Origin of the sequence: Caballeronia sp. LZ008 (genome assembly GCF_031451435.1) — a bacterium.
Taxonomy (GTDB): domain Bacteria; phylum Pseudomonadota; class Gammaproteobacteria; order Burkholderiales; family Burkholderiaceae; genus Caballeronia; species Caballeronia zhejiangensis.
In genome coordinates this window covers 825,661-849,482 of sequence record NZ_JARUXK010000002.1, presented here as the reverse complement: position 1 = coordinate 849,482, position 23,822 = coordinate 825,661, and the positions used below count along the sequence as shown (strand labels likewise).

At 57.7% G+C, this 23,822-nt stretch carries 18 protein-coding genes; 11 read left to right on the top strand and 7 right to left on the bottom strand.

Going from position 1 to position 23,822, the window contains the following annotated elements; genetic code table 11:
- Positions 1 to 38 precede the first annotated feature (38 nt).
- Entirely contained in the window at positions 39 to 1,862 is a 1,824-nt protein-coding gene (locus QCE49_RS18240; RefSeq protein ID WP_250458686.1) for a serine aminopeptidase domain-containing protein, read from the bottom strand.
- Positions 1,863 to 2,331: 469 nt separating this feature from the next.
- Here QCE49_RS18240 and QCE49_RS18235 point away from each other — a divergent pair, with 469 nt between their 5' ends.
- The 4 genes from QCE49_RS18235 (at position 2,332) to QCE49_RS18220 (ending at position 6,566) form a co-directional block, all read left to right on the top strand.
- Positions 2,332 to 3,405, top strand: a complete 1,074-nt coding sequence (locus QCE49_RS18235; RefSeq protein ID WP_250458688.1) for a M4 family metallopeptidase — start codon at positions 2,332 to 2,334, stop codon at positions 3,403 to 3,405.
- A 34-nt stretch (positions 3,406 to 3,439) separates the two neighbouring features.
- The gene (locus QCE49_RS18230; RefSeq protein WP_250458699.1) at positions 3,440 to 3,805 is read left to right on the top strand and encodes a protealysin inhibitor emfourin; all 366 of its coding nucleotides are present in this window, start codon (positions 3,440 to 3,442) and stop codon (positions 3,803 to 3,805) included.
- A gap of 555 nt (positions 3,806 to 4,360) precedes the next feature.
- Positions 4,361 to 4,801, top strand: coding sequence for a cupin domain-containing protein (locus QCE49_RS18225; protein ID WP_250458712.1), 441 nt, complete (start codon positions 4,361 to 4,363; stop codon positions 4,799 to 4,801).
- Positions 4,802 to 5,474: 673 nt separating this feature from the next.
- Positions 5,475 to 6,566 carry a GlxA family transcriptional regulator gene (locus tag QCE49_RS18220; protein ID WP_250458714.1) on the top strand — a complete coding sequence of 364 codons (1,092 nt, stop codon included), beginning with the start codon at positions 5,475 to 5,477 and terminating at the stop codon, positions 6,564 to 6,566.
- 11 nt (positions 6,567 to 6,577) lie between these two features.
- On the opposite strand, the gene QCE49_RS18215 is transcribed toward QCE49_RS18220, so the two are convergent.
- The 3 genes from QCE49_RS18215 to QCE49_RS18205 are packed head-to-tail and all read right to left on the bottom strand — an operon-like array spanning position 6,578 to position 9,995.
- Positions 6,578 to 7,834 carry a glycosyltransferase WbuB gene (locus tag QCE49_RS18215; RefSeq protein ID WP_175980261.1) on the bottom strand — a complete coding sequence of 419 codons (1,257 nt, stop codon included), beginning with the start codon at positions 7,832 to 7,834 and terminating at the stop codon, positions 6,578 to 6,580.
- 55 nt (positions 7,835 to 7,889) lie between these two features.
- Complete coding sequence (locus QCE49_RS18210; protein WP_250458716.1) at positions 7,890 to 8,516, bottom strand: DapH/DapD/GlmU-related protein; 627 nt, start codon at positions 8,514 to 8,516, stop codon at positions 7,890 to 7,892.
- Positions 8,517 to 8,576: 60 nt separating this feature from the next.
- Complete coding sequence (locus tag QCE49_RS18205; RefSeq protein ID WP_250458718.1) at positions 8,577 to 9,995, bottom strand: glycosyltransferase family 1 protein; 1,419 nt, start codon at positions 9,993 to 9,995, stop codon at positions 8,577 to 8,579.
- Positions 9,996 to 10,311: 316 nt separating this feature from the next.
- Between QCE49_RS18205 and QCE49_RS18200 the strand changes: the two genes are divergently transcribed.
- The 3 genes from QCE49_RS18200 to gmd all read left to right on the top strand — a co-directional run bounded on the left by QCE49_RS18200 (position 10,312) and on the right by gmd (position 13,350).
- Positions 10,312 to 11,469: a glycosyltransferase gene (locus tag QCE49_RS18200; protein WP_309806252.1), complete on the top strand. Its 1,158-nt coding sequence runs from the start codon at positions 10,312 to 10,314 to the stop codon at positions 11,467 to 11,469.
- Between the two features lie 233 nt (positions 11,470 to 11,702).
- The gene (locus QCE49_RS18195) at positions 11,703 to 12,152 is read left to right on the top strand and encodes a hypothetical protein (protein WP_250458723.1); all 450 of its coding nucleotides are present in this window, start codon (positions 11,703 to 11,705) and stop codon (positions 12,150 to 12,152) included.
- 79 nt (positions 12,153 to 12,231) lie between these two features.
- Positions 12,232 to 13,350, top strand: coding sequence for a GDP-mannose 4,6-dehydratase (gmd, locus tag QCE49_RS18190; RefSeq protein ID WP_175980257.1), 1,119 nt, complete (start codon positions 12,232 to 12,234; stop codon positions 13,348 to 13,350).
- Between the two features lie 70 nt (positions 13,351 to 13,420).
- Here the strand turns inward: gmd and QCE49_RS18185 are convergent, their stop codons facing one another.
- Positions 13,421 to 14,440: a phytanoyl-CoA dioxygenase family protein gene (locus tag QCE49_RS18185; RefSeq protein ID WP_250458733.1), complete on the bottom strand. Its 1,020-nt coding sequence runs from the start codon at positions 14,438 to 14,440 to the stop codon at positions 13,421 to 13,423.
- A 391-nt stretch (positions 14,441 to 14,831) separates the two neighbouring features.
- On the opposite strand from QCE49_RS18185, the gene QCE49_RS18180 reads away from it, so the two are divergent.
- The 4 genes from QCE49_RS18180 to QCE49_RS18165 all read left to right on the top strand — a co-directional run bounded on the left by QCE49_RS18180 (position 14,832) and on the right by QCE49_RS18165 (position 21,780).
- A complete protein-coding gene (locus QCE49_RS18180; RefSeq protein WP_309806250.1) occupies positions 14,832 to 16,259 on the top strand; it encodes a polysaccharide biosynthesis protein in 1,428 nt (475 codons plus the stop codon).
- A 187-nt stretch (positions 16,260 to 16,446) separates the two neighbouring features.
- On the top strand, positions 16,447 to 18,753 hold the full coding sequence (locus QCE49_RS18175; RefSeq protein ID WP_250458737.1) for a GNVR domain-containing protein: 2,307 nt from the start codon (positions 16,447 to 16,449) through the stop codon (positions 18,751 to 18,753).
- The gene (locus tag QCE49_RS18170) at positions 18,750 to 20,339 is read left to right on the top strand and encodes an endo-1,3-alpha-glucanase family glycosylhydrolase (protein WP_051996383.1); all 1,590 of its coding nucleotides are present in this window, start codon (positions 18,750 to 18,752) and stop codon (positions 20,337 to 20,339) included. Before QCE49_RS18175 ends, QCE49_RS18170 begins: the two co-directional genes overlap by 4 nt.
- A 28-nt stretch (positions 20,340 to 20,367) precedes the next feature.
- Complete coding sequence (locus tag QCE49_RS18165) at positions 20,368 to 21,780, top strand: hypothetical protein (RefSeq protein WP_250458740.1); 1,413 nt, start codon at positions 20,368 to 20,370, stop codon at positions 21,778 to 21,780.
- A gap of 31 nt (positions 21,781 to 21,811) precedes the next feature.
- Here the strand turns inward: QCE49_RS18165 and QCE49_RS18160 are convergent, their stop codons facing one another.
- The gene (locus tag QCE49_RS18160) at positions 21,812 to 22,777 is read right to left on the bottom strand and encodes a hypothetical protein (protein ID WP_250441348.1); all 966 of its coding nucleotides are present in this window, start codon (positions 22,775 to 22,777) and stop codon (positions 21,812 to 21,814) included.
- Between the two features lie 39 nt (positions 22,778 to 22,816).
- Positions 22,817 to 23,767, bottom strand: a complete 951-nt coding sequence (locus QCE49_RS18155) for a GDP-L-fucose synthase (protein ID WP_250458847.1) — start codon at positions 23,765 to 23,767, stop codon at positions 22,817 to 22,819.
- Positions 23,768 to 23,822 lie beyond the last annotated feature (55 nt).

The window sequence follows — 23,822 nt, the reverse complement described above, 5'->3', positions numbered from 1 at the left end:
CCGCGTCCCGTATCAGAGTCGATGACATGAAGATCAGCTTAGAGCTGCGGAGAAACACCGAGCGGCGCAATGGGTTCCATGACCGGCGCGCTTTCCGGCTTCAGATCCTTGATGAAGGTGTCGGACATCGCGATCACGGTGGCGAGCGCGCGCGTGTCGTAGAGCGCGTGATCGACATCACCGCACACGGCGGCCCGGACGCGCGTCGTTCGAGACAGCTTCTTGCCGTGCCTGCCGAAATGCGCGTTCAGTTGATCGAGACCTTCGTCGCCTGCGCCGTACACGAGCAGCGTGCGCACGCCTTTGCGTTCGAGCGCATGGACGATGCTGTGCGGATCCGTGAGCGAACCGTGATCCGCCTGAACGACCTTCTTGCGCGTCACGCCGGGCATCTGCGATTGCAGCCGCGCCGCCGCATTCGATGCGAAAGCTTTCAGGATCGGCTTGAGTCCGCGCTTGCCGCTCAGCACGAGCCACCATTTTTGCGGCTTCAGGATCGCGGGTCCGAGACGCGCCATCGTGTTGCGCCGCTGCGCTCTGAGCTCTTGCAGCGTCAGATGCTCAGGTACATGGAAGCGCTGCAGATTCACGGCGATGACAGCGCCGATAGCCGGCTCGATCAACGACGCGCGCAACGCGCTATATGCACCCGAGCAGATGCCGAACACAACGACGTTATCGTAGCCCTTGCGTTTGAGCCATGCAGCTGCGGTCGCGACATCCTCGATCGTGGTTTGCGCATGAATCGACGCAACCGTGTCGTGCGTGCCATCCGGCGAACGTGCGGGACTGTCGCCGATGCCACGCGCATCGAAGCGCAACGATGCGATGCCGCGTTGTGCCATCTCCCGCGCCATGCGGACGGACAGCCGGCTGTCGCCTTGATGCACGCTGCCCGCTGTATTCGTGATGACGATCACAGGGCCGCCCGGCAGTCCGTCGCGCGGCTCGCACAAGATGCCGAAGAGTCCTGCAGCGCCGAAGATCACCGGGCGCTCGATCGCTTCCGGCGTTTCGATGATCGCATCGTCGCTCATGCTCGGGCGCGCTGCCTTTCTCGTGCGGGCCGGCTTGAGATCGCGGGCCATGCCTTCGGCCACGCCCTCCGCGATCCATTGCGCCGCGCGCTTGAGCGTCTTCTCGGGCAGGACCGACGATGCAGTCTCCTGCATGAATTCGAAGTAGTCGTCGAAGGCTTCCGTCTGCACGTCGACGCCTCGATCGAGCAATACGTTGCATAGCGACCGGCTCGCGCCCGGCCGCAAGTCGGCCACGAACACGCGCTTGGGCAGAGCGGACTGATGACTCATCGCCTTGCCGAGATCGAGCCCGCTCAGGCGGCTGCGAAACGCTTCGCTATAAACCTGACCGAGCACGTGATATGGCGAATCGACCTGCACCGCTCTCACGACGACGGGAAGATTTTCGACCCACGTCTGTCGCAGCGCGGTGAGTTCGCGCAGATAGTGGCGTCCGTTGACCACGGGCGCGAGGAGCGCGAGCGAATCCACCAGCGGATGATGCGATGCCAGCGCAGCCAGTGTGCCGCCCAGACGCAAGCCGCACAGCGTGACTTTCGTTACGCCCGTTTCCTGTCGCAAACGTTCGATAGCCGCGCCGATATCCGCGATGAAGTGATCGACCCGATCGCTCTCATGATCGATGCCGACTGAATCGCCGGTCGCCAGATAGTCGAAGCGCAAGACCGGAATACCGCGTCGGGAAAGCTCTTCGGCCAGATAGCGCATGGCCTTGTGGCCCCACGCTTCCTCATGCCCGAATGGGTTGCATAGCACGACGCCGTGGCTTCCATGGCCGACGTGAAGCCACCCGAAGCGGCCTCCGAAGACGATCGGCGTCATGCGTCGGCCCCACTTCCAAAATTACCGACGCATAGGCGCTCGCTTCGGTAAGAAGCGATATTGGCAACGCACTGAATCCCTGGGCCGCTCGATGTTTTATTTAGGTCGCGCATTTGTTGAGGTTCTCATTGCACGTTTTGCAAGATTTAACCTCCTTTCGTTTCTGGCCTTCGGTGCGCTGGACAACAAAGTGATGTTTTGCCGCATGCATGGGGTATACCGCCATGCATGCACGAGACCGGACGTCTAGACGTCGATGCAATGTTCGCTATCGCACATTCGCGTCTCTTGGCACGAAAAAAAGCTAAGGAGATCTACATGAACGGGAAGCCGGAATGAAGCGGTTCGCGAGGATCGACATAACGCTTGGCAATGGTAGAAGGGCATCTATTGACTATTCGGAGGCATCGTCTAGATTTTCGTCGTGGCCGCGCTCAATCCATCGATTCGATTCGCCAAGGAGACGATCATGTGCACTCGCCTGAAACCCGGACGCCCTCACTCCATCTATTGCATTCTGCCGCCGCACATGCTGGAGCACATCGCGAAGCATGGCGACGCGAAGCAGCGCGAGATCGCCATCGACACGCTGTCGAAGGATCACACGATGCGGTCCTTCCGTGCCGTGGAGGCCACGCTCGCAGTCCGGCGCGCAGCGCCGATGCCCACTGCCGCCGCGCCTTCCGCGCATCGCACGATCTACACGGCCGACGAAACTGAAACGTTGCCCGGCACGGTCACTCGTACCGAAGGCGCAAAGCCCGTAAAAGACGATGCCGCCAACGAAGCCTATGACGGTCTCGGTGCGACCTTCGAGTTCTATCTGGAGGTGTTTCATCGCAATTCGATCGACGATGCGGGCATGCCGCTCATCGGCACCGTCCATTTCGGCAAGGACTATGACAACGCGTTCTGGAACTCGCAGCAGATGGTTTTCGGCGATGGCGACGGCGAGCTCTTCAACCGCTTCACCATTGCACTGGATGTCATCGGTCACGAATTGACGCATGGCGTGACCGAACATACCGCCGGCCTGAATTACATGACGCAGGCGGGCGCGCTGAACGAGTCGATATCCGATGTGTTCGGCTCGCTTATCAAGCAATACGCGCACAAGCAGACGGCGGACAAGGCGGACTGGCTTATCGGCGAGGGATTGCTCGCGAAGGGCGTCAATGGCGTCGCGCTTCGCTCGATGAAGAATCCCGGCACAGCCTACGACGATCCGAGGCTCGGAAAGGATCCGCAGCCCGCCGACATGAGCGAGTACGTTCGCACGACGCAGGACAACGGCGGCGTGCATATCAACTCAGGCATTCCAAACAAGGCGTTCTGCATGACCGCTCTTGAAATCGGCGGATATGCTTGGGAGAAGGCGGGGCGAATCTGGTATGAGACGCTGACCGACTCGCACCTCAAGCCGACCGCGACCTTTAAGACATTCGCGAAGCTGACGCTAACTACGGCGAGCAGGCTATATGGCGCGAGCAGCGCGGAGGCATCGGCGGTCAAGAAGGGATGGCACGAAGTCGGTGTATTGTGATCGTGCGCGCGCTCGCATCTTCGCCGCGCTCCTGTTGTCGGGCGCGGCGCTGGTGTGCGCGGGCTGCGCTTCACATCAATCGTCGTGGGAGCCTTCAATGCACGCGGAGCTGACGACCGATGGCGGGTTAGCTGCCTTTCCCGGACTTGCACGGCCGATCGTTCTCGACGAGAAGGATCTTTCGCCCGACGATGGCGTTGCATTCGCGCATCTCGTCGTGGCGGCGCGTGCCGAGGCGAGCGCATCGAGACCACGCGCAACGAAACCTGTTCCGGACGGCCGCACCTATCGGATCCATGTCGATGGCGACGATACGCTTCACCTTCAGGCCGCCGATCCTTCAATACCCCCTGCCTTTGCCGCCTTGATGGAGTTCATCAAGCGGCATGGACATCGCTAACTTCCGGCTGTGCGTGCGTCAACACTTCGGCTGAATTGGATAATTCCCCAGCTAACTCTGCTTTCGTAAGATGTGCTTGCAGTTTGCTGATTCCATACATTCAAACGGAGTATCTATGAAGCCCGCCAAAGTTCTGCTTCGATCATCATTGAGATGCCCTCCGTCGATCGATCGGCGGCGATCAGAAGCATCTACACGTCAATCAAAGGCAGAACGGCAATCGCTCGATAACTTCGGCGACTGCCGTTCTCGCGTTCGATCACCTCACCCGCGCGAGCTATCAAACCAGCCTTAGATCGAGGCTAGGATTCAAGAACTATGTATGTGCGTTGGCTCATACAAAACACCGGCTTTTCGTTTGCGCAATTCCGGCGTGCTGTATAAGATTGCCAAACATTACAGAATGTAATGTTAATGATGAACGTTTTCCTTGCCTCTTTGTCTGTAAATGCGCAAGGCGCCGAAACCTTGACGGAGCCAGATTGCTGAATGAGCGAGCGCAGACTCTCTCCCGCTCTTTCGATGACCGATCAAGCCGCACCATAAGGAGACTTCATGCCAACTCCCGTTTTCGAGTCCGTACGTCTAGACGATGTGTTGCTCGAACCAGATCCGATCGACCCCGCATGGATACTCGAAGGCAATCCTGTCGCCCGCAGTGGCAGATGGTCGCAAAGTCTCGACACGACGACCTCCTCGTGGGTCTGGGATTGCACCGCCGGCCGCTTCAACTGGTACTTCGAGCAAGACGAGACCATCTATGTGATCGAAGGCGAAGTCATCATTACCGCCGAAGGTCAGGAACCGCGCACGCTGCGCGCGGGACACGCCGCATTGTTTTACGCGGGCACGCGATCTCAGTGGTACGTTCCTAAGTATGTGCGCAAGCATGCCATCCTTCGTCCGCACATCACGAAGCCTGTGTTGTTCGCGCTCAAGGTGAGCCGCAGATTGCAGGGCAAGCCGAGCGGCTATCGGCCTCGCACGTCGCTCTGACAATCTCCTTCGAAGAACATCACGGAACTATCGAAGTGATGAGTCACGCGATGGATAACCTCGTCCATTGGTCAAGGCATTGCGAACGGATCAGGCAGGAGAGCGCACGGTTCCCGAGTTCCTGCGAGGCGCGTGGCACGCCGGAGTAGTCCGTAATACGCCAGCGCTTTAGTTCATTGCCGATGCCATCTGCCGCCGATTCGCAGAAAAGAATCAAACGCGCCAATGCCGGCATGCATGACCGCGCGTGATGCGAATTGGCTCTTTGCTCATGGAGAACTTTTCGCGAAACGTCGCATTCGCCTTTGGCGAATCAATCGACGCACGCTCGTCATAACATATGATTTGAACGCAACGCGAGATAGCTTTTGATTCTGCTGCATACGTAAAGATACTTCCAGCGAGAGGCGGGCGCGAATTCGCGCCCGTTTTTGTATTGCTCGGCACTGCGCGAATACGCTTCTTCACCTAACTTCGCGAAACGCTACGAAAGCAAACGATTGCGAGTGCGATCACGCCGGCGTTTGCAAATGTACCGTCCACGACTATGCCGTCTGTCCATACGAACGTGCGTATCCGTTCAACGCCGCGAGCGATTAAGAAGTTTTTTCATATGGATGTCTATTTTTATCGTTGCCTCGACGCAATTTTTTCTTACCTGTAACCTGCGTCTGTGAGAACGCCTGGTGACTCCCAAAAGTTAAACGACGCCCACAGTCGACACGCTCGTTCGGAAGGAATAACACTAACGCAACGAATTGGAGGCTCCGCGATGTCAACCTCAACTGACGTCCTCGAAGCTACGTCCGTCGCTGGCGACTGCGCGTATGCGATGCATGATTCGACGGTAATCAAGCACATCGGCATTGTTTTATACGATGGTTTCTCTTTGCTGGCCGCAGGCACCCTCGCCGAAGCGCTGCATGTGGCGAACGAGTTGCAATCCGAAGCAGCGAATCATTCTTTGAAATATCGCGTGAATCTGGTATCGGCTCGCGGGGGTACGGTCTCGTGTTCTGCTTCCATGTCCGTGTGGACGGAACAACTCGCTGGAGGAAAATTCGATAGTCTCGATAACCTTTTCGTCGCAGGAGGCAGCGGCGTGGCACGCGCGTCCTCGGACGACAATCTTATGGAGCTCCTGAGACGCGCGAGCGGGAAGAGCGTCACCATTACCGCGATGGGAAACGCGCACATGCTCTTGTCGGCCGCGGGCGTTACGCCGCGGGACTGGCCTTCGATGAAGCAGGATATTCCGCCCAGTTCGGCGACCAAAACCCTATCAGAGCATGAACGCGATCAGGCATTGATGACATCGCTTGCATTCGTCAAGAAGGACTTGGGCGCCGATCTGGCTATGCGTGTCGCGGACCGTCTCGAATCGGGCGGAGGCTTGTCGCTCGAGGCGGCGTTCGAAGAGATGTATGACACGACGCTGGCCGAGAAGGCGCGCGCGGCGGCGCGTTGGCTCGTGCTGAACTGCGCAAAGGCGATATCCGTCGTCGATGCAGCGCGCATGTCTTCGATGAGCGAGCGCAACTTCCTGCGTCTGTTCAAGCGCGAGATCGGCGTCACGCCTTCGAAATATCTGCTTCGCGCGCGGCTCGATCTCACTTGCAAGCTGCTCGAAAATAGCGATCTTCCGGTCGACAAGATCGCCCGTCGAACGGGCCTCAGCAACGGAGAGAGACTGTCGAAGCTATTCCGCAAGGAATTCTCGATGTCCCCAACCGAATTTCGCGCACGAAGCCGGAATAAGCGCTGAGAGCGAAGCGCTCAGGTTGTCGGCGCCTGATCGCCGACACCTCGTTTGGCCTTGACCGAACTACGCAGACGCGCCTCGAATTGCAGAAGGATCGATTCCTTGGCGAGATTCGATGCCGCGTATTGTCGGCCGAGCGCACCAAGACGCTCACGAAGCGAGCGGTCATTGGCGAGACGAAGTATGGCTTTAGTCAATGCAGTTGGAGACTCGGGTTCGACCGCGAGGCCGACGGAATTCACGACGTCCCATAGCTCGGTGCCTTCATTCGCCGTGGCGATAACCGGCCGATTGCTCGACAGCATGGCGCCGAGCTTCGATGGCATGACGAGATCGGCGGCATCGGCGCGTTGCGGCAGAACATGCATGTCCGCGAGCGCGAGCAGTTCGTGGAAGCGCTCTTTAGGCTGCAAATCGAGGAATTTGACATTGGGTAAGTCGCGGGCCTTATCGAGCAGGAACGATCTTGCGGGCCCGGCACCGCAGATCACGAACATGATGTCCTCGCGCCACGCGAGAAGCTTTGCCGCATCCGCGATAACTTCCAGACCTTGCTTGAGCCCCAGATTGCCGGAATAAAGTACGACCTGCACGCCGCGACCGAGAGCGAGTTGCGCGCGATACGAGTTGTCCGCGCTGTCCGATTGTGCATGCTGCATGTCGACCCAATTCGGAAATGTAAAAGCGTTCTCGCATAGGACGCCTTTTTGCACCGCCAGTCGCGTCATCGCGGCTGAAGGTGTGGAGACCACGTCGGCGCGCGACATCAGCCATTTTTCAGCGGACGATGCGAGCTTCTTCGCCGCACGGCCCTTCAGGATTCCAAGCCGGAAAGCGGCATCGACCTCGTAGTCCTGTACGTGAAGCCAGAACGATGCACTCGCGATGCGCGCTGCCAACAGCGCCATGGGCGACGCGAACAAGGGCGGCTCGACGAGCCATACGGCTTGCGGACGCCACGCGATTTGCACTGCCGCGGCGGGTATGGAGAAGAGTGCGAAGCTCATCAGATGCAATATGCGCTTCAAGCCCGAAGGGCGTTTCGGGCACCAGAAGGGCACGCGTATCACCGAAACATTGTTGAGCTGTTCCGTCACGTATGTGTGCGAGTTATAGCCGGCGCGAACGCGCCATTCCGGATAATACGGAGAAGCGGTGATTACGCGTACCGTATGTCCGCGCAATGCGAGCCATTCCGCCAGCTCGGCAGAATACTTTCCAACCCCGGTTACTTCCGGGGCGTAGTTGAGCGAGATCATCAGCACTTTCATCGAGCCACCCAATGTGGTTGAAACTGAAAAGTCGGCGCGCCGAACGCGCTGACTTTCAATCGAAGCGCTTGCGAATGAAGCGGCATGGGTTGCCGCCATAAACGCCTTCGGGCTCGAGCGAACGATGTACGACGGAAAGCGGTGTAACGACCGCCGAACGGCCGATGGTCACGCCCATTTGCACGACACAATTCGCCGTGATCCACACGCCGTCTTCAATGACGATCGGTGCAACGCTCAGATTCATCGTCGTGCTCATTGCGTGCGAGCCGGCTGTGAGGAACGTGCCTTGTGAAATGCACACATGCGATCCGACGCGGATGGGCGCCTGGTTATAGATCCACACATCGGCGCCGAACCATGAGTGATCGCCCACTTCGAGATTCCACGGTGCTTTCACGCGAAGCTGTTGCAGGAAGCGGCAACCGACGCCTATCTTCGCGCCGAAGAGACGGAGTAACGCCACTCGCACATTCGAAAACGGGTTGAGCTTGTTATTGACGACGCAGGCTTCGACAACAAACCATAGTGCTTCGATGAGCGTCGATCGCGCCTTCTCATAGTTGCCCTTTCCTGCTCGGCTCAGATCGATGACGCGATTGGCAGCGTGCTCGTCCTTGACGTCGTGGACAACGGTTTCCGCGTTCGACACCGCATTGTCGGTGAGGAGTTCTGACGCCATTTGGAAGCTCTCCCAGCAGTCGTTGCACGTTTCAGGTATTGGCGGTGCGGACAGACCGACTTAACTGTCGCCAATCGGGGACATCTTCGGAGAGGGCTGCCAGCACATACGGCGCACTCGAAACGTCTCCAGTGCATGACGAAGCACCGACAGCCTGCGGTCGTCCGTCAAGGATTCGATGCGCTGCTTGCCTCGCTGGATCAGCCGCATTCTCAGGTCGGGGTCGATGATGAGCTCACGAAGTGCATCGGCCATGCTGTCCGGGTTCACAAGATCGATGAGAAGCCCCGCGTCGTCAATCTGGTCTCGCAGGTTCTTCAGGTCGGAATACAGCACGGGCACGCGAAGCTGAAACGCCTCGTAGGGCGGCAGGTTCGTGGGCCCGAAATACGTGGGCATCACCAATGCGACCGCCTGACGATAGAGGCAGGTCACTTCGATATCGGACACGAAGCCTGCAAAGCGGATTCGGTCCGCCAGCCTGAGCTCATCGGCCACTGAGCGTACATGAGCCAGGTTGCCGAAGTCGCGCCCCGAGAATATGGCGCCGACCCTGATCCCGAAGCGATCCTCCAGGCTGCGCAATCCCCGCAATAGATAGACATGGTTCTTATGCGGCCAGAACTGGGCGGGATAGTAGACGTAGTCGCAATCCAGGCCATACTTTGCCTTGATGTCGATAAAGCGATCCGGATGATCAAGCTCATGCTCGGACAACTGCGTTCCAATCGCGGGAGAAAAGGGAATCACATGAACTCTTTCCTCATCGACGGCATATCGTCGGATCACGTTATCGCGTCCCGCTTCTGAATCGACTACGACACCGGTCGCTTTCTTCAGCGCAAGTTGATAGATCTGCTCGCGGCGCTCGAACTCGCCGCCACAGCGAACTTCAGGAAAGTCCACTTCATCGCGGTGCGCCAGATCCCAGACCGTAAAGAGATAGCTGAAATGTGCAGTCACGAGAGCCAGATAGGACGGACCCGTGAAGTAGACGAGGTCCGCGCCCATTTCCCGTAAAGACCGGTCGAGCCAATTGAAGTACACGTGCTTTCTGAATAGTTGAGGCGGATTGAGCAGGCGCCACATGACATGGAAACGCGCAAGCAGCTTTTGCCAGCGGTGAACGCGAAGATAGCGAGCATCGATTCCAACCCGATGCAGTTCTTCGATCGCGGACCTGCGCGTCGTGATGAAGGTCACGTTACAGAGTTCGGGCGGCAGGCGCTTGGCCAGAAGCGCAGCGTTCGTCGCTTGCTGAAATCCTCCGCCTACTGAATTGTCCAGTTCGATAAAGACCACCATCCGGATCGGCCGGACATGAAAGCCGATGCCGGTGACATCCGCGCCGCTCGCATGTTCACGAGTTTCAACGCGGCGATGGGCGAATCGGGGAACTGCCAGATCACTTTGATAGGTAGTGCTCGAAGCGGCTCTCTTGAACAACATATCTTGAGTTCCCCGCAGAAGAAAGGACATGTTGCGTTCACAGCGACACGATCAATATCGGATCGTCTATCGTGGGCTGGTCTAACGATAGGCTGCCGTATATCCGCGCGACCCGTTATGACGGATGACGGCAAGACGTTGGCTGACCGATGAGTGAGACCGCGCCCGCCATCGCCGCGGACTCAGCACGCGGATGCCCGGCCAAAAGCTTGATGATTTCCGCCAACGGACCTTGCCGGGCATCCGCGGCGCTACGATGCCTTTCCGGGGCGTTGCACGAGGCTGTCGAAAGGTGTCGACGAACATTGCCGCTCCCGCATGCGTCCTGGCTCACTGGAGAACGTCTTTGAAAACGCTCCACATCATTCCGTCTATCGAGGCAAGGAGTGGCGGTCCGGCGGAGGCAATCAAGAAGCTCGCTGCAGAACTGCGGCTGTTTGGACACACGGTCGATATCGTCTGTCTCGATCCTTCGGCCCATGCCGACACGTCAGATGACGCTGTGTTCGATCGAGTGGTCCGCCTTGGACACCATGCAGGGAAATACTCGTTCAACTTCCGCCTCGTTCGCTGGCTGATCGAGCACGGCAGCCAATATGACGCGATTGTCGTGGATGGCATTTGGCAGTTTCATAGCGCGGCGGCCGTGTTTTCGCTGCGTCCGCGGAAGATTCCATACTTCGTCATGCCGCACGGAATGCTGGATCCATGGTTCAACATAGGCCATCTACTGAAGTTCGCGAAGAAGCTTGTCTATTGGTTATTCGTTGAACGACACGTCCTGAGCAACGCGAAAGGCGTTCTTTTCACTACGGATAGCGAGCGAACCCTGGCGCGCAAAGCATTCCCGCTATATCGCGCCAAGGAAAACACCATGACGATCGGCACCGTGCCGCCACCTTTGATCGAAAAGGCAGAGGTTATAAAGTGGCGCGCGTCGGGGCATTCGAATGACAAGAAGTTGATGTTGTTTCTAGGGCGGCTCCATGAAAAGAAAGGCTGCGACCTGTTGATTCGCGCCTTTCACGATCTGCGAGACGCCGCGAACGATTATCAACTAGTTATCGCGGGGCCTGACAACAACGGCGTCGCGGCGAAGCTGCGTCGTGAAGCCGAACAACTCGGGCTTGCCAGGAAAATCACCTGGATCGATATGGTGACGGGCGCGGACAAGTGGTCCTTGTTGCGGGCGGCGGACGTCATGGTCTTACCTTCGCATCAGGAGAACTTCGGCGTCGTGGTGGCCGAGGCGCTCGCATGCGGCGTGCCGGTGCTACTGACCGACAAGGTCGGAATCTGGCAGGAAGTCGTGGCGGACCGAGCGGGCCTCGTCGATGTGGATACGCTGCCCGGCATCACTCGGTTGCTCATGCAATGGACGAGCTTGCCGGAGCATGAAAAGGATGCGATGAGATCAGCTGCGAGGCAGTGCTTCGACGACCGCTTTCATGTATCTCGCGCGGCCAGGAAATATATTTCGCTGATGAGTGACGGCCGCGCCTAATGATCGAGGCAAGATACGTGCGTTCGTGCGCGCGACCTTCGCATGCGCGACTTATATGACGAGAAAGGGTGGAGCCGCGACGCGAATCGGTCAACACCTTGCCAGATTCCGTCACTTGACGAGAGACGAATCACAACGGGCGCTAAGCTTCAGTTACGGACGATGCGCGTTCTGGCCTCTGCTACGCGTTTCAAAGCGCGTCCATCTCGGACATTCTCCAGTCGGGACACATCATGAGGGTATATTCGGCCGAGCAGGACATTGGGGTTGAAGAAAGCGTCGATATCATCGCTCACGACGGCGTCACACTTGCCCTTATCATCCGTGCTTCCTTCTCGAGAGAAGGCGTGAATTTTTTCACGCCGCGCGAATACTCGCAGCAACTCGCGCATATGGAGCATGCCGCCGGAACGAAGATATGCGCGCATGTGCATAACATCATGGCGCGTGAAGTAAAGCTGACGCAAGAAGTTCTGCTGATCAAAAGAGGACGCGTTCGCGTCGATCTTTATGGTGCGAACCTGCACTATGTGACGAGCCGGACACTTGGGCCCGGAGACGTCATATTGCTGTCCGCGGGCGGTCACGGCTTCGAAATGCTCGAGGACGCGGCCTTCATCGAGGTGAAACAAGGGCCTTACATGGGCGATCACGACAAGGTTCGATTCGAACCGCGGTCGTGAGTTACGGCGTTGAAGAAAGCGGCATCAAGACCCTGAGATTGTTGTTCGCATGTGACTTGGCATAAGAGGAGAAGAAACGATGCCGAATAAGGTCGCGCTTGTTACCGGAATAACCGGTCAGGATGGTTCCTATCTCGCTCAATTCCTGCTCGATAAAGGATATGAGGTGCATGGCGTCAAACGCCGTTCATCGCTCTTCAACACCGACCGTATCGACCATCTTTACGAAGATGATCACGTAGCGCAGCGAAGGTTTCATTTGCATCACGGCGATCTCACCGATTCTTCGAGCATCCTGCGTATCATCCAGCGCGTTCAACCGGACGAGATCTACAATCTCGCCGCGCAAAGTCACGTAGCGGTCTCGTTCGAGGAACCCGAATACACGGCCAACGCGGACGGTCTGGGCGCTCTGCGAATACTGGAAGCGATGCGCATATTGGGTCTCGAGAAAAGCGCTCGCTTTTATCAGGCATCGACATCCGAGTTATATGGGCTGGTCCGGGAAATACCCCAGCGGGAAACCACGCCTTTTTATCCGCGAAGCCCGTATGCCGTTGCGAAGCTGTACGCGTACTGGATCACGGTGAACTATCGCGAGGCTTATGGTATCTATGCGTGCAACGGCATTCTGTTCAACCACGAATCGCCGGTTCGTGGAGAGACGTTCGTCACGCGTAAGATCACGCGCGCGATTGCTCGCATCGCAATCGGATCGCAGGACTGCCTGTATCTCGGCAATCTGGGCGCAATGCGCGACTGGGGACACGCACGCGATTATGTTCAGATGCAGTGGCTCATGCTGCAACAGCCCGAGCCGGAGGACTTCGTGATCGCGTCCGGCGTGCAATACAGTGTGAGGGAATTCGTGCAACTTGCTGCCGCGGAGCTCGGTATCGTTCTGCGCTTCGAGGGCAGCGGTGTCGACGAGGTCGCGATCGTGGAGCGGATCACCAGCAAGGAATGCCGTGTCGCGCCAGGGACCGTGATTGTGCGTGTCGATCCTCGCTACTTCAGGCCGACGGAAGTAGAGACCCTGCTGGGCGATCCGTCGAATGCTCACGCGAAACTCGGTTGGGCGCCAACGGTGACTTTTCCAGCGCTCGTCAAGGAAATGGTGCAGTCCGATTATCAGATAGCGAAGCGCGATGCTCTGATCACCCTAGCCGGATACCGTGCGCTGGAACATCACGAATAAGCGCGCACATGCGAGTGTCGACTGGGCCCGCTGGCTTCGCGGCCAGCGGGCCTTTGATCGCAGAGTCGGTTCATTTTCCGGCTAACCTGCGGATCAGCGGTTGCAGACCCCGAGGCAGCTTAGCGAATCCCGCGCGTGTCAAGCGGAAGAAAAGATATTCGCCCAGCACGGACATCATCGTTCGATCGAGCGGCGCAGTGTTCATCGAGGTCTTTGGAAAGACGTCATACTCCGAGGGCTGTCCGAATCCGAGGAACATCGACGTTCGTTCATTCACTTCCGAAATAAATTCCGTGTTCACGATGATGGGCTCGGACTTCTGTATTTCACTGTCAACCTGGAAGAACACGCTTTTCCTGACGAAGTTCTTGTCGGTTACGGGTCTCGCTCGATGGATGCCGTAGGTGTTGTAAATGACGAGCGATCCGCGCAGCATCTTGAAGCTCTTGACGTCCGACGCGAGGTTATCCGCGATGAACTCATCCGTGTAGTCGCTATACGCCTTCTCCCCGGACCAGAGATGCGAGCCCTCGATGTACTGGAACTCGCCGTCGTCGACATCGGAGACATAGAAGATAAAGATGATTCCGGGAATATGAGCGAAGGCTTTGTCGGTCTTGTTGTCGGTATGCCACTGCATGTGGTGCCCGCCGTACGTTTCGTAGTATCTCAGCGCCTTGAGTCTGAACTTGTCGCCCAGATATCCTTCGCAGACCCTGAAAACAAATGATGAGGTCGCGAAGTCGTAGAAGGTCTTCGACACGGCGAGCAGGTTCGTCAGATAGTATTGCTTCTCCCAGAATACACCGGCGACCTTGTTGACGTTCAGGCCCAGCTTCGTTGCAGTCGAATCATGTTCTATGCGTTCGATGGCCGCTGGTGCAAGGGCGGAAGGAAACGCAAAGTATCCTTTTTGATTCAGCTCTGCGACTACCTGTTCGGGATTGACCGAAAGGAATTCGCGAGTGAAGAGCGCCTTCTCCGTCTGGCTCCACGATAAGCCAGCTCGAGCGGAAATGTCAGGCGACGAGTGCTCGATCGCCTCTTCATTGAGGCCTGATTCTGCGGCGTCGAAAGGCAAGCTTGCCATTTGATTCTCCGGTCGTAAGTCGCGTGTCAAGCCGACACGGCACGCGGTGGATCGTCAACAGGCCATACTAGTCGCGCACAGCTCATTGACCGATGCAAGGCGGATGTCGGCAAGGAATTGGCCGAGACAGGGCGAGGTGTGAGCGCTCTCCCGACACATCGACCCGATTCGGCCAACCTCATGGCATATTCCGTCAACTCCGTCATCGGCCAGGCGTGCGCTCCTATGCTTCGTGCACGTGCGAAGGTAGTTCACGGGTCAACGTGTGCCGCGAGCAGCCAATTTCCGCAGGATCGCGTCGGGCGTGAAACCACCGGGGAGAGGCATGGACGTGACGAAGATCGAATGCGTGCTTGCGATGCTCGACAGAGCCTGAGCGATGCCACCACCTTTGGCCGCCTCGCGCCGTGCCCTCTTCGCGATGTCCTCGCGTCTGTTCGAAATGTTGCCATTCGGCGTCGGCAGATCGGAAGGACGCGACAGGGATCGATATCGGCGAGCTGCGCTTACGATCGCGTGCAACGTCTGCAGTTCCGGCCTGGCGTTCATTGTCCTGATTGCATCCGTCTCGTGGACGCTGCCGTATCTGGGGCAACAACGTTTCGGCGTATGGATGACGTTCTCGAGTCTCGCTGCAACGCTCGCCATGCTCGACTTCGGCATAGGCAATGCGCTTCTCAATCTCGTTGCAGGGGCGCGAGCGAATGAAGATGCTCGGCGCATTCGTGAGCTGATCACACATGGGGTATGGCTGCTCGGCACTGTCGGCGCGATTTGCGGAATCTGTTTGTACGCTGCGCTCCACATATTCGACTTGCGCCTCGTCTTCGGCCATAGCGCTGACGCCGCTGATGAAACGCTGGTGGCCGCGACGCTCTTTCTCGTTCTAACCTGCCTGAACATTCCTCTCGGTGGAGTGAAGCGTGTATGTCATGGCCTTCAAAGAGGCTGGGAACAGCATATCGTCAGCTCGATCGGTTATCTGATATCGCTGCCGCTCTTGTATTGGTGTTGTCTGCGTCAAGCATCCATTCCGTGGCTCTTGTTCGTCACCTATGGCATTCAGATCTGCATGTCGTCGTGTCTCGTTGTGCGATTGAATCGACAAGGATTGCTCGGCTTGATTTCGGGTGGGACGCACTCGACGATGTGGACTGATTCGAAGAAGATCCTCAGCATGGGATCGTTGTTTTTCGGACTGCAGGTCGGCGTCATGTGCGCAAGCGGCTTCGACGCGCTCATCGTCGCAAAGTTATTGGGCGTGACGGAAGTCGCGAAGCTCGCCGTCGCACAGCGTCTGTTCCAGTTCCTTACTGTCGGGATCTCGATGCTGACGGTGCCGCTGTGGGGCCTCTATGCCGATGCGAAGGCGAGGGGCGACACGAATTTCCTGTCGATGACGTTAAAGCTGTCGATGCTCGGCACCGGTGCTATCGCCATCGTGACCAGCGGATCGATATTCGCCGCCTCCTCGTGGCTTCTGAGCAAGTGGGTCGGCAACCACCTTAGTATTCCCGTCGCGCTGCTCTGCGCGGTTGCGGTCATGTCGGTAGTCGATGCGTTCGGCAATGCGTTCGGCATCTTTCTAAACGGCGTCGGCGAGCTGAAATCACAACTGGTCGCGGTGTGTGTGAGTTGTGCGCTCGCCTTGTCGCTCAAATTCTGGCTCGTGTCCACATTCCATGAAGTCGCCTGGGTGGTGTGGTCGACGGTGATCGCAAGCCTGGTGTCTGACTACTGCGTGTACCTGTTCCTGTTCAGAAAGCGCATATTCGCGCATCTGAGCGTGTTCGACGACAAAGGTGCGACTTCCGCATAAGCGAACGACCGGCAGGAAAGCGCAGTAACGTCTTCAACCACGATGCCGTTCGCGCCAATGTCTTGCCACATTCGGTCAAGCAAGCCGGCGCAGCGGCGGGCTGGCTACATTCAAGGCTGTCGGAGCGGGTGGAGTATTGGATCGGCTATACGAGCATTCCTTTCTGACGATTGCCGGAGCGCTACAGATGACTAAGGACTTCGCAGACGACGTTGCCTTGCCACGTGGCGATAGCGCGGAAACGGTCACGGAATCGTATATACGGTTTCTGAAGCGCAACTATAAGGTTATCGTCGGGACGACCGTAATCGTTGGCAGCGTCGCGTGCGAGTACGCGATCCTCGCAACGCCGATCTATCAAACAAGCATATTGCTGCAGGTTCAGGAGCCTCCCGAATCGTCGGGCAGAAGCTCGCTCGAAGATGTGTCGTCACTGTTCGCGGTGAAGCCTCGCGCTGCAGCCGAAGTCCAGAAGATCACGTCGCGCAGCGTGCTGGAATCAGCTATCGCACCGATGCATTTGGACATCTCGCTCACTCCGCGTCGCGATATCTGGACTCGCGCGCAATCGAAGTTAGGCGCCGCGTGGCGCAGAATCACCGGCGAGGCCGAGGTAGGCGGCGTTCAACCGGGTTTGGCTTCGATTGCAGAAGTGCCCGAAAGCCTGCGCAAGAAGGCACTGGAAGTAGTGTCGGAAGGCAACGGACACTATCGTCTTTTAACCCCCGACGGGGAGACTTTTAAGGGCAACGTATCGACATTGGAAAACTTCGAGACGAAGCGCGGTGCGATCGCGTTGAAGATCGATGCGCTTCCTGGAGGTGCCGGTCAGGTTTTCGATCTTCGGCGGCTATCGCGATCGGCAGTGGTCGAAAAGCTTCAGGAAAGACTGAGCGTCACGGAGCGAGGGAAAGAATCGAATATCGTTAGCGCATCCCTGGAAGGCACCGATCCGGTTTTCATTCGAAACATACTTCATGCAATCGGCACGACCTATGTCGCGAGTGAAGAGGCGAGAAGAAGCGCCGACGCACAGAAATCGATGGAGGCGTTGAGCACGGAACTGCCGATACTGAAGGGTCAGATAGAGAAATCGGAGGACCGGTTCAGCCGGTTCAAGAACGAGACGGGCTCAGTCAATCTTAGCGAGCAAGCGAACGTCGTCATCAGACAGCTGGCCGACGTGCAGGCCAAGATGACGGATCTCCAAGTGCAACGGCAGGAACTTCTGCGAAGGTTCACGAAAGACGACAGCACGGTGCTTGCGGTGGATCGGCAAATCACTACACTGAGCGCGCGTGCCACGCAATTGGAAGCCGAAGCGCGAATGTTGCCGGAACTCGAGCAACAGGCGCTTCGGCTTTCACGCGATATCAGCGTCAACAATCAACTCTACGCAGGCTTGCTGGCGAACATGCAGCAGTTACGCTTCATCAAGGCCGGCCGGGTGAATGAAGTACGACTGATCGACGACGCCACGCTTCCTGAAGATCCGATAAAGCCACGGCGATTGCTCATTGTTGTGCTCGGAATTGTTGGCGGCGCTTTTCTGGGAATTCTGCTCGCGCTCGCGAGAAAAGCATGGTCGGGCAAAATCGACGGTCCCGATGATATCGAGCGGCGCACGGGTTTGCCTGTGTTTGTGAGTGGCGCGTTCGGAAACGTAGCAGGGGCCGCATCGTATCGCCAAGGTATCGACGTTGCTCGTGCAGGCGCGAATACCACATCCAGAGCGCCGTCGATCGAGAGCCTGCGTCGATTTTCTGCCATCTTCGAGCATAAGATGCTCGAGTCCGGTTCTCGCATTGCGGTTTTTAGCGGGGTCAATGCGTGGACGGGAACATCATTCGTAGCGGAGCAAGTCGCGGCTCAACTTGCTCAGAGCGGCGCGCGCGTGCTCTTGATCGATGCCGACGCGCGCGCGGGACGCTTATCCAAGAGGCGAAACGCCGGATCTGCGCCCGGGCTATCGGATGTTATCTCCGGACGCAGCACGTTCGACGAGGTCGTTCGAATCGGCTCCGAAGGTGACTTCGACTTATTGCCGAGCGGAGTGCGAACGGACGGAGTACCTTCCAGCCTTTCGAGGGATACACTACGAAAATCGCTGACATCGGTTGGCGAGCGTTACCAGTTCGTCATCCTTGACGCTGCGCCGGTGCTCAGCGCGGCCGAGACGCTCGTCATGGCGCGGCAGGCGGGTTGTGTGTTCATTGTCGCGCGAGCGAATTTATCGAGAATCGCCGATCTGACAGCTTGCGTCGACGCGTTCGAATCGATCGGCGTTCGGGTAACCGGGGCCGTGCTTAATACCCTGGGCCGCAGAAAACATAACGCGCTGACAGCCGCCCCCGTCGTCGGCGCCGAGTCGTCTTCGACGGCCGGCAACTCGCGCGCTTCGCCGAGCGCCTTCGGCGGCGCTTCACTGACCACGCAACGCGACGCGATTCGCGACGGCATCGCGCCTCGTCCATCGGGACTTCACGAGACATGAACGATCTGCAAATGTGTAGCGTCGGCCGGGCCGCCGCAGCCCGCGGGTGTCATGACGGATCCCGTCGCGCTGTAGCGGTCTTTGCGCTGGCCTCGGTGGTCTCCGTGGCGTCGACTTCGACGCGCGCCGCCGATCTTACCAGCGCCCAATGGACCGCCTTGCAGAAAAACGCACAGTCGATCGTTGATACGGAATCACCGGCATCGGCATTGCCTTTCACGATAAGCACTGCGCTCATAGGAACCGGGCGTCGACCTATTGTATTTGCTCATTACTTCACTCCATTTCCTCTCTCTATCGATAACCTTCCGGCACGTTCCGATTACTATTGCACGGAGTATCTGAATCGCTCCGGTGAAGGAAGCAAATACGCGAGCGTTGGCGGCTATCTGCGCGACCGGCCCTTACCTTTGGCCCGTTACACCACTAACGTCTATAAGCAGCGCGCCCTGGCCGTGGAGATACTGCGCGCGAGGAAGATTGACATAGACGGCTTCGGCGTAGACCTTCTGCAAATCAACAGCGGCTCGCTATGGGACGACGTGATGCGGGTCTATTCCGTTGCACAGCATGTCGCGCCCGACTTCAAGATTCTGGCCGAACCGGATATGGCGGCGCTCGATGGTGTCAGTGTGTCGGATATGGTCGCGGCCATACGTGTCATTGCAGGGCAGAAGAACGCGTATCGAATGGCCGACGGAAGCCTTGCAATTGCGCCGTTCTACGCGGAGAACGTCAGCCAGAATTTCTGGTCGGATGTGATTCGCGGAGCTGCGGCTGCAGGCGTGAACGTCACGTTGATTCCCATTCTCCTCGATCCCGCCAAATCCGCCGACTTTCGCACAATCACGAATTCCTTTTCGTTCTGGGGCGTTCGAACGGTGCCGGAATCGACCGATAAAGGCGGTTGGGAAGATCAGGCGCTTACAAATCTCGAATCGTTCGGTGCAGATATCATGACGCCCGTCGCGCCTCAGGATTCACGGCCAAAAGACTCGGTGTTCTGGGAAGCGCAGAATTCCGCACTCTTTCGGGCGCAGTGGTCTCAGGTGACGTCGCGAGATCCAGCCTACGTGCAGCTCGTCACCTGGAACGACTACTCGGAATCGACTCACGTCTCGCCCTCTGTGGGTACGCAGTATGCCTTCTATGATCTCGCGGCTTACTACATCGAATGGGCCAAGACCGGAAATCCGCCGCCGATCGTTCGGGATAGCATTCTCTACTTTCATCGCAGGCAGATCTTTACGCCGGGCCGGTCTTCGACGCCGGAGACCGCGATGGTCGAAGAAGGCGTGGGCTCAGTCGTCAACGACATCGAAATGGTCGCCTTCCTGACCGCGCCCGCTGTCTTGCGGATAACCTCCGGCGGAACGGACCACACGTCGAATGGCGTGGCGGGCTTGAACGTATTCCGTGTTCCGGCGGTCTCCGGCGTACCGAGCTTCGCCATTATCCGCAATGGAGCCACAGTCGCACAGGTAACGTCGACCACATCGATCGTCTCGGTAGGCGCGGCGCAGGACCCGTTATACATCGGCGGAGGATCGGCGCGCTCGCCCGTAAGTCTGGTATGCAGCCAGTAGCGCGCTCAACAAACGACATGGCGGCCACATGAAAAGCCCGGCGAACGTGGTTTCATATCTTGCATTGGGTATCTTCCTGTTCGCGGCCGAGTTCTATACCCTGGGGATGAGTCCCGGGCATAGCCCGCTGATGCTCGTGTCTCACGTTCTCTTGCTTGGCGTGGTCCTCTTTCACCTCGGCATGCACTTGTTCGACAGCAAGCCGTCGTTTGCGGACGCATCTGTCGTGGTGTTCGAGATAACTTTCCTGATACTCGCACCGGCTCTTCAGTTGGCGCATGACGCGCAAGTGCTCGTGAATACGATGCCCTTCGACGACACTTCGGCGCTGCATGCGAATCTCATATTTATCGTTTTCATTGTCACTTACCTTGGCGCGCGACATCTTCTTCCGCGCACGATTCAAGCGTCGACGGCCCGCGCTTCGGAACCATTGACGATCCGTTATGCGGCGCTTATTCCGGCTCTGGCGATCTGCGTCGTGGCTGCGATGAGCGCATTCAATTTTGCCAGCCAACTGCAGGCCGGCGATCTGGATGGAATCGACGTCACCCCTTTGGACATGATTCGCGCGAAGGTGCTTTTCTTTCTGATCGTGCCCGTGTTCATTCTTATCGTGTTGCATCGTCCTCGTCGAATCGGACTGGTGTGGATTGCGCTCGCGCTTTTCGCGTTCGTCTTGCTACTCATTTGCCAGAATCCGCTGACGGAAAAGCGAAACGCACTCGGTCCCATCTATCTGACGCTGCTCGCATTGGCGTTTCAGCGGCACCTCAAGAGTCCATCCCGAGTGTTCTGGGCAATCTTCGTTTTGAGCGGACTGTTTTTTCCTTTTTCCGAGTTGTTCACGAACAGCAGAATCGATAAGTGGCCGCTTTCTTGGGCCACGATAGAGAGCTTCTTCGAGGAGCACTTCGCATCCACGACCTATGACGCGTGGGCCAATACGGAAGCCATTGTGGAAATGGTGAGTCGGGAAGGAATCAATGCGGGCAGGCAGCTCGCGGGCTCCCTGTTGTTTTTCGTTCCACACACTGTCTGGCCCGACAAGCCTCTTGCGACCGCAATTCTGGTGGGCGAATATCTGCAGCGAAATTACAGCATGTGGTTTCTAAACCTTTCCGCGCCGTTGCCTGCCGAAGGCTATTTCGATTTTTCGTGGGCGGGCGTCGTAGCTTATGGTTTCTTACTGGGTTATTTCTCGCGCCGCGCCGACGCGTTGGTCGAATCGCCGATACCGCTTCGGCGAGCGCTGGGATGCTATCTGTCGTTCTACGTTGTGTTCGTCCTGCGCGGGTCATTGATGGTCGCGGTCGCTTACGTGGTGCCCGTTCTCGTCACGTTTCAACTCGTGTCCGTGCTCCTCACATCGCGAGAGAACAGACGCGCCGAGCCGCGCACGGCGAGGCCGCTCTATAGCGGTATGGCACGTCGAAAGTAACCTCTCGCCGGTTTAGAGAACGGTGAGTGCTTCAGGCGGGGACGCCGCTCATGTTCTGCTCTTGCCCAATCCAGATCTGACTGTCGGGAAACCAGAACTCTCTGGATTTTGGCGGCGCAGCCAATGTCACTGGCAAGTCAGGATTGAATATTTTTGACCAGGCCGACAGGTAGGACGGCATCTTCACAAGATGGCCGCAGTTCGAAAGCAGCAGACTCGATACCAGCGCTTCTCGTCCGATCTCCAGCCCGGGATGACCGCTGAAGTGCACTGGCTTATCGCCGTTGGATAACAGTTTCGCGGGCGCGACATTGATCGGACGCTCGAACGGCCACGCACTGAAGAATTCGATGAAAGCCGGCTCGTCGCTGGAAACAAATATGTTGGTCAATTGCGGGTTGAGCATGAGCGTCTTATCGACAAGCCGGCAGAAATCGACCCACGGAAGCGTCACCGCTTCAAATTTCTTGTCAGTGCCTCTGAAGTGCACGCCCAACGTGGAGGCGCTGATCCCGAGTCTTGCGCAGGTCGATTCGACTTCTTCGCGGATGTGCGCCGCGGGCCGGTAATACGAGCGGAACAGATCGCTCGCGCTTCGCAGACGAAGCGCTGCGTCATACCGTTGCCGGAAACCCAGTTGAACCGGATCGCGCACGGTGGATGTCCGAACCTTATGCGACGTGGCGTGCCCGTTCTCCGGCCGGACGCTTTCGAAGAGCGCCGAAAACCAGTCGATCGTTCCTTTCACATCGCCGTACAGGCCGCCTCGCGCCGAAATTCGCGGAGTCAGGCGGTTCTCTTCACAGTGCATAAGGATGAAGAGAACCATTTGCATGATCGCGAAGAAGCCGCAGTTTTCCCTGATCTCGATCGAAAACACACCGTGATTCTGCCGCTGCCGTGCAAACAACATCGCGCGGCTGGGCGCGGCAAGCGAGTACTTGAATGTTTCACTACGACGGAGTTTCCTCAATTGATCCACCACCATGCGAAACATGTTCGATTCCTGTTGATTATGTTCGCGTGAATACCAGCGTCACGCGTCGACGTACCCGGTGCGCTGTGCGTTCTTCGTGAAGTCGGCATAAGTGGCCGCGATGCCTTCTCTGAGCGAGATCGTGGGCGTCCAGCCCAAAGCGGATAGCCTGGATACATCCAGCAATTTCCTCGGCGTGCCATCCGGTTTCGAGGTATCGAATTCCAGTGAGCCCTGAAAGCCTACGACGTCGCAGACGAGGCGGGCGAGGTCCGCGATTGCTATGTCGCGTCCACATCCGATATTGAACATGCCCTCCGCATTATGGCTGTCGAGCAACGCGAATACCGCCGACGCCAGATCGTCGACGTGCAGGAATTCCCGTTTCGGCGAGCCCGATCCCCAGACCGAGATCGATTGGAGTCCGTTCAGCTTCGCTTCGTGTGCCTTTCGGATCAGCGCGGCCAGAACGTGCCCGTTCTGCAGATCATAGTTATCGTTCGGACCGTACAAGTTCGTAGGCATCACCGAGATATACCGCATCCCATGCTGGCGGTTATATGCCTCACACAGCTTGAGCCCCGCAATCTTGGCGATTGCATATGCCTCGTTGGTCTGCTCGAAGGCGCTCGTCAGCAGATATTCTTCCTTGATGGGTTGAGGGCAATACTTCGGGTAGATGCACGACGAACCGAAGAAGACCAGCTCGGGCGTGCGCTTCTTGAAGGCCGCGTGGATGACATTCGTTTCGATGACGAGATTCTCATAGAGAAACGAGGCCGGTTGAGTGGAGTTGGCGTGTATGCCGCCGACCTTCGCAGCGGCGAGCAGCACGACATCGATGCGCTCGTGCGCAAAGAAATCGGCCACAGCGCGCTGATCGAGCAAGTCGAGTTCCTGTCTGGAACGGGTAACCAAATGGTGATAGCCGCGACTGGCGAGATGCCGGAGAAGGGCCGAGCCGACCATGCCCTTATGCCCGGCAATAAATATCCGAGAGCCTTTATTCATGTTGGTGCTCAATCGTCCATTGATGTGCGTTGATCGGAACGTGAGGCCCGATGTG

Excerpts from the sequence above, each read along its gene's own strand:
- QCE49_RS18240 (WP_250458686.1), bottom strand. The coding sequence starts at position 1,862 with ATGACGCCGATCGTCTTCGGAGGCCGCTTCGGGTGGCTTCACGTCGGC.
- QCE49_RS18235 (WP_250458688.1), top strand. The coding sequence starts at position 2,332 with ATGTGCACTCGCCTGAAACCCGGACGCCCTCACTCCATCTATTGCATT.
- QCE49_RS18225 (WP_250458712.1), top strand. The coding sequence starts at position 4,361 with ATGCCAACTCCCGTTTTCGAGTCCGTACGTCTAGACGATGTGTTGCTC.
- QCE49_RS18215 (WP_175980261.1), bottom strand. The coding sequence starts at position 7,834 with ATGAAAGTGCTGATGATCTCGCTCAACTACGCCCCGGAAGTAACCGGG.
- QCE49_RS18210 (WP_250458716.1), bottom strand. The coding sequence starts at position 8,516 with ATGGCGTCAGAACTCCTCACCGACAATGCGGTGTCGAACGCGGAAACC.
- QCE49_RS18205 (WP_250458718.1), bottom strand. The coding sequence starts at position 9,995 with ATGTCCTTTCTTCTGCGGGGAACTCAAGATATGTTGTTCAAGAGAGCC.
- QCE49_RS18195 (WP_250458723.1), top strand. The coding sequence starts at position 11,703 with ATGAGGGTATATTCGGCCGAGCAGGACATTGGGGTTGAAGAAAGCGTC.
- gmd (WP_175980257.1), top strand. The coding sequence starts at position 12,232 with ATGCCGAATAAGGTCGCGCTTGTTACCGGAATAACCGGTCAGGATGGT.
- QCE49_RS18185 (WP_250458733.1), bottom strand. The coding sequence starts at position 14,440 with ATGGCAAGCTTGCCTTTCGACGCCGCAGAATCAGGCCTCAATGAAGAG.
- QCE49_RS18175 (WP_250458737.1), top strand. The coding sequence starts at position 16,447 with ATGACTAAGGACTTCGCAGACGACGTTGCCTTGCCACGTGGCGATAGC.
- QCE49_RS18170 (WP_051996383.1), top strand. The coding sequence starts at position 18,750 with ATGAACGATCTGCAAATGTGTAGCGTCGGCCGGGCCGCCGCAGCCCGC.
- QCE49_RS18165 (WP_250458740.1), top strand. The coding sequence starts at position 20,368 with ATGAAAAGCCCGGCGAACGTGGTTTCATATCTTGCATTGGGTATCTTC.
- QCE49_RS18160 (WP_250441348.1), bottom strand. The coding sequence starts at position 22,777 with ATGTTTCGCATGGTGGTGGATCAATTGAGGAAACTCCGTCGTAGTGAA.
- QCE49_RS18155 (WP_250458847.1), bottom strand. The coding sequence starts at position 23,767 with ATGAATAAAGGCTCTCGGATATTTATTGCCGGGCATAAGGGCATGGTC.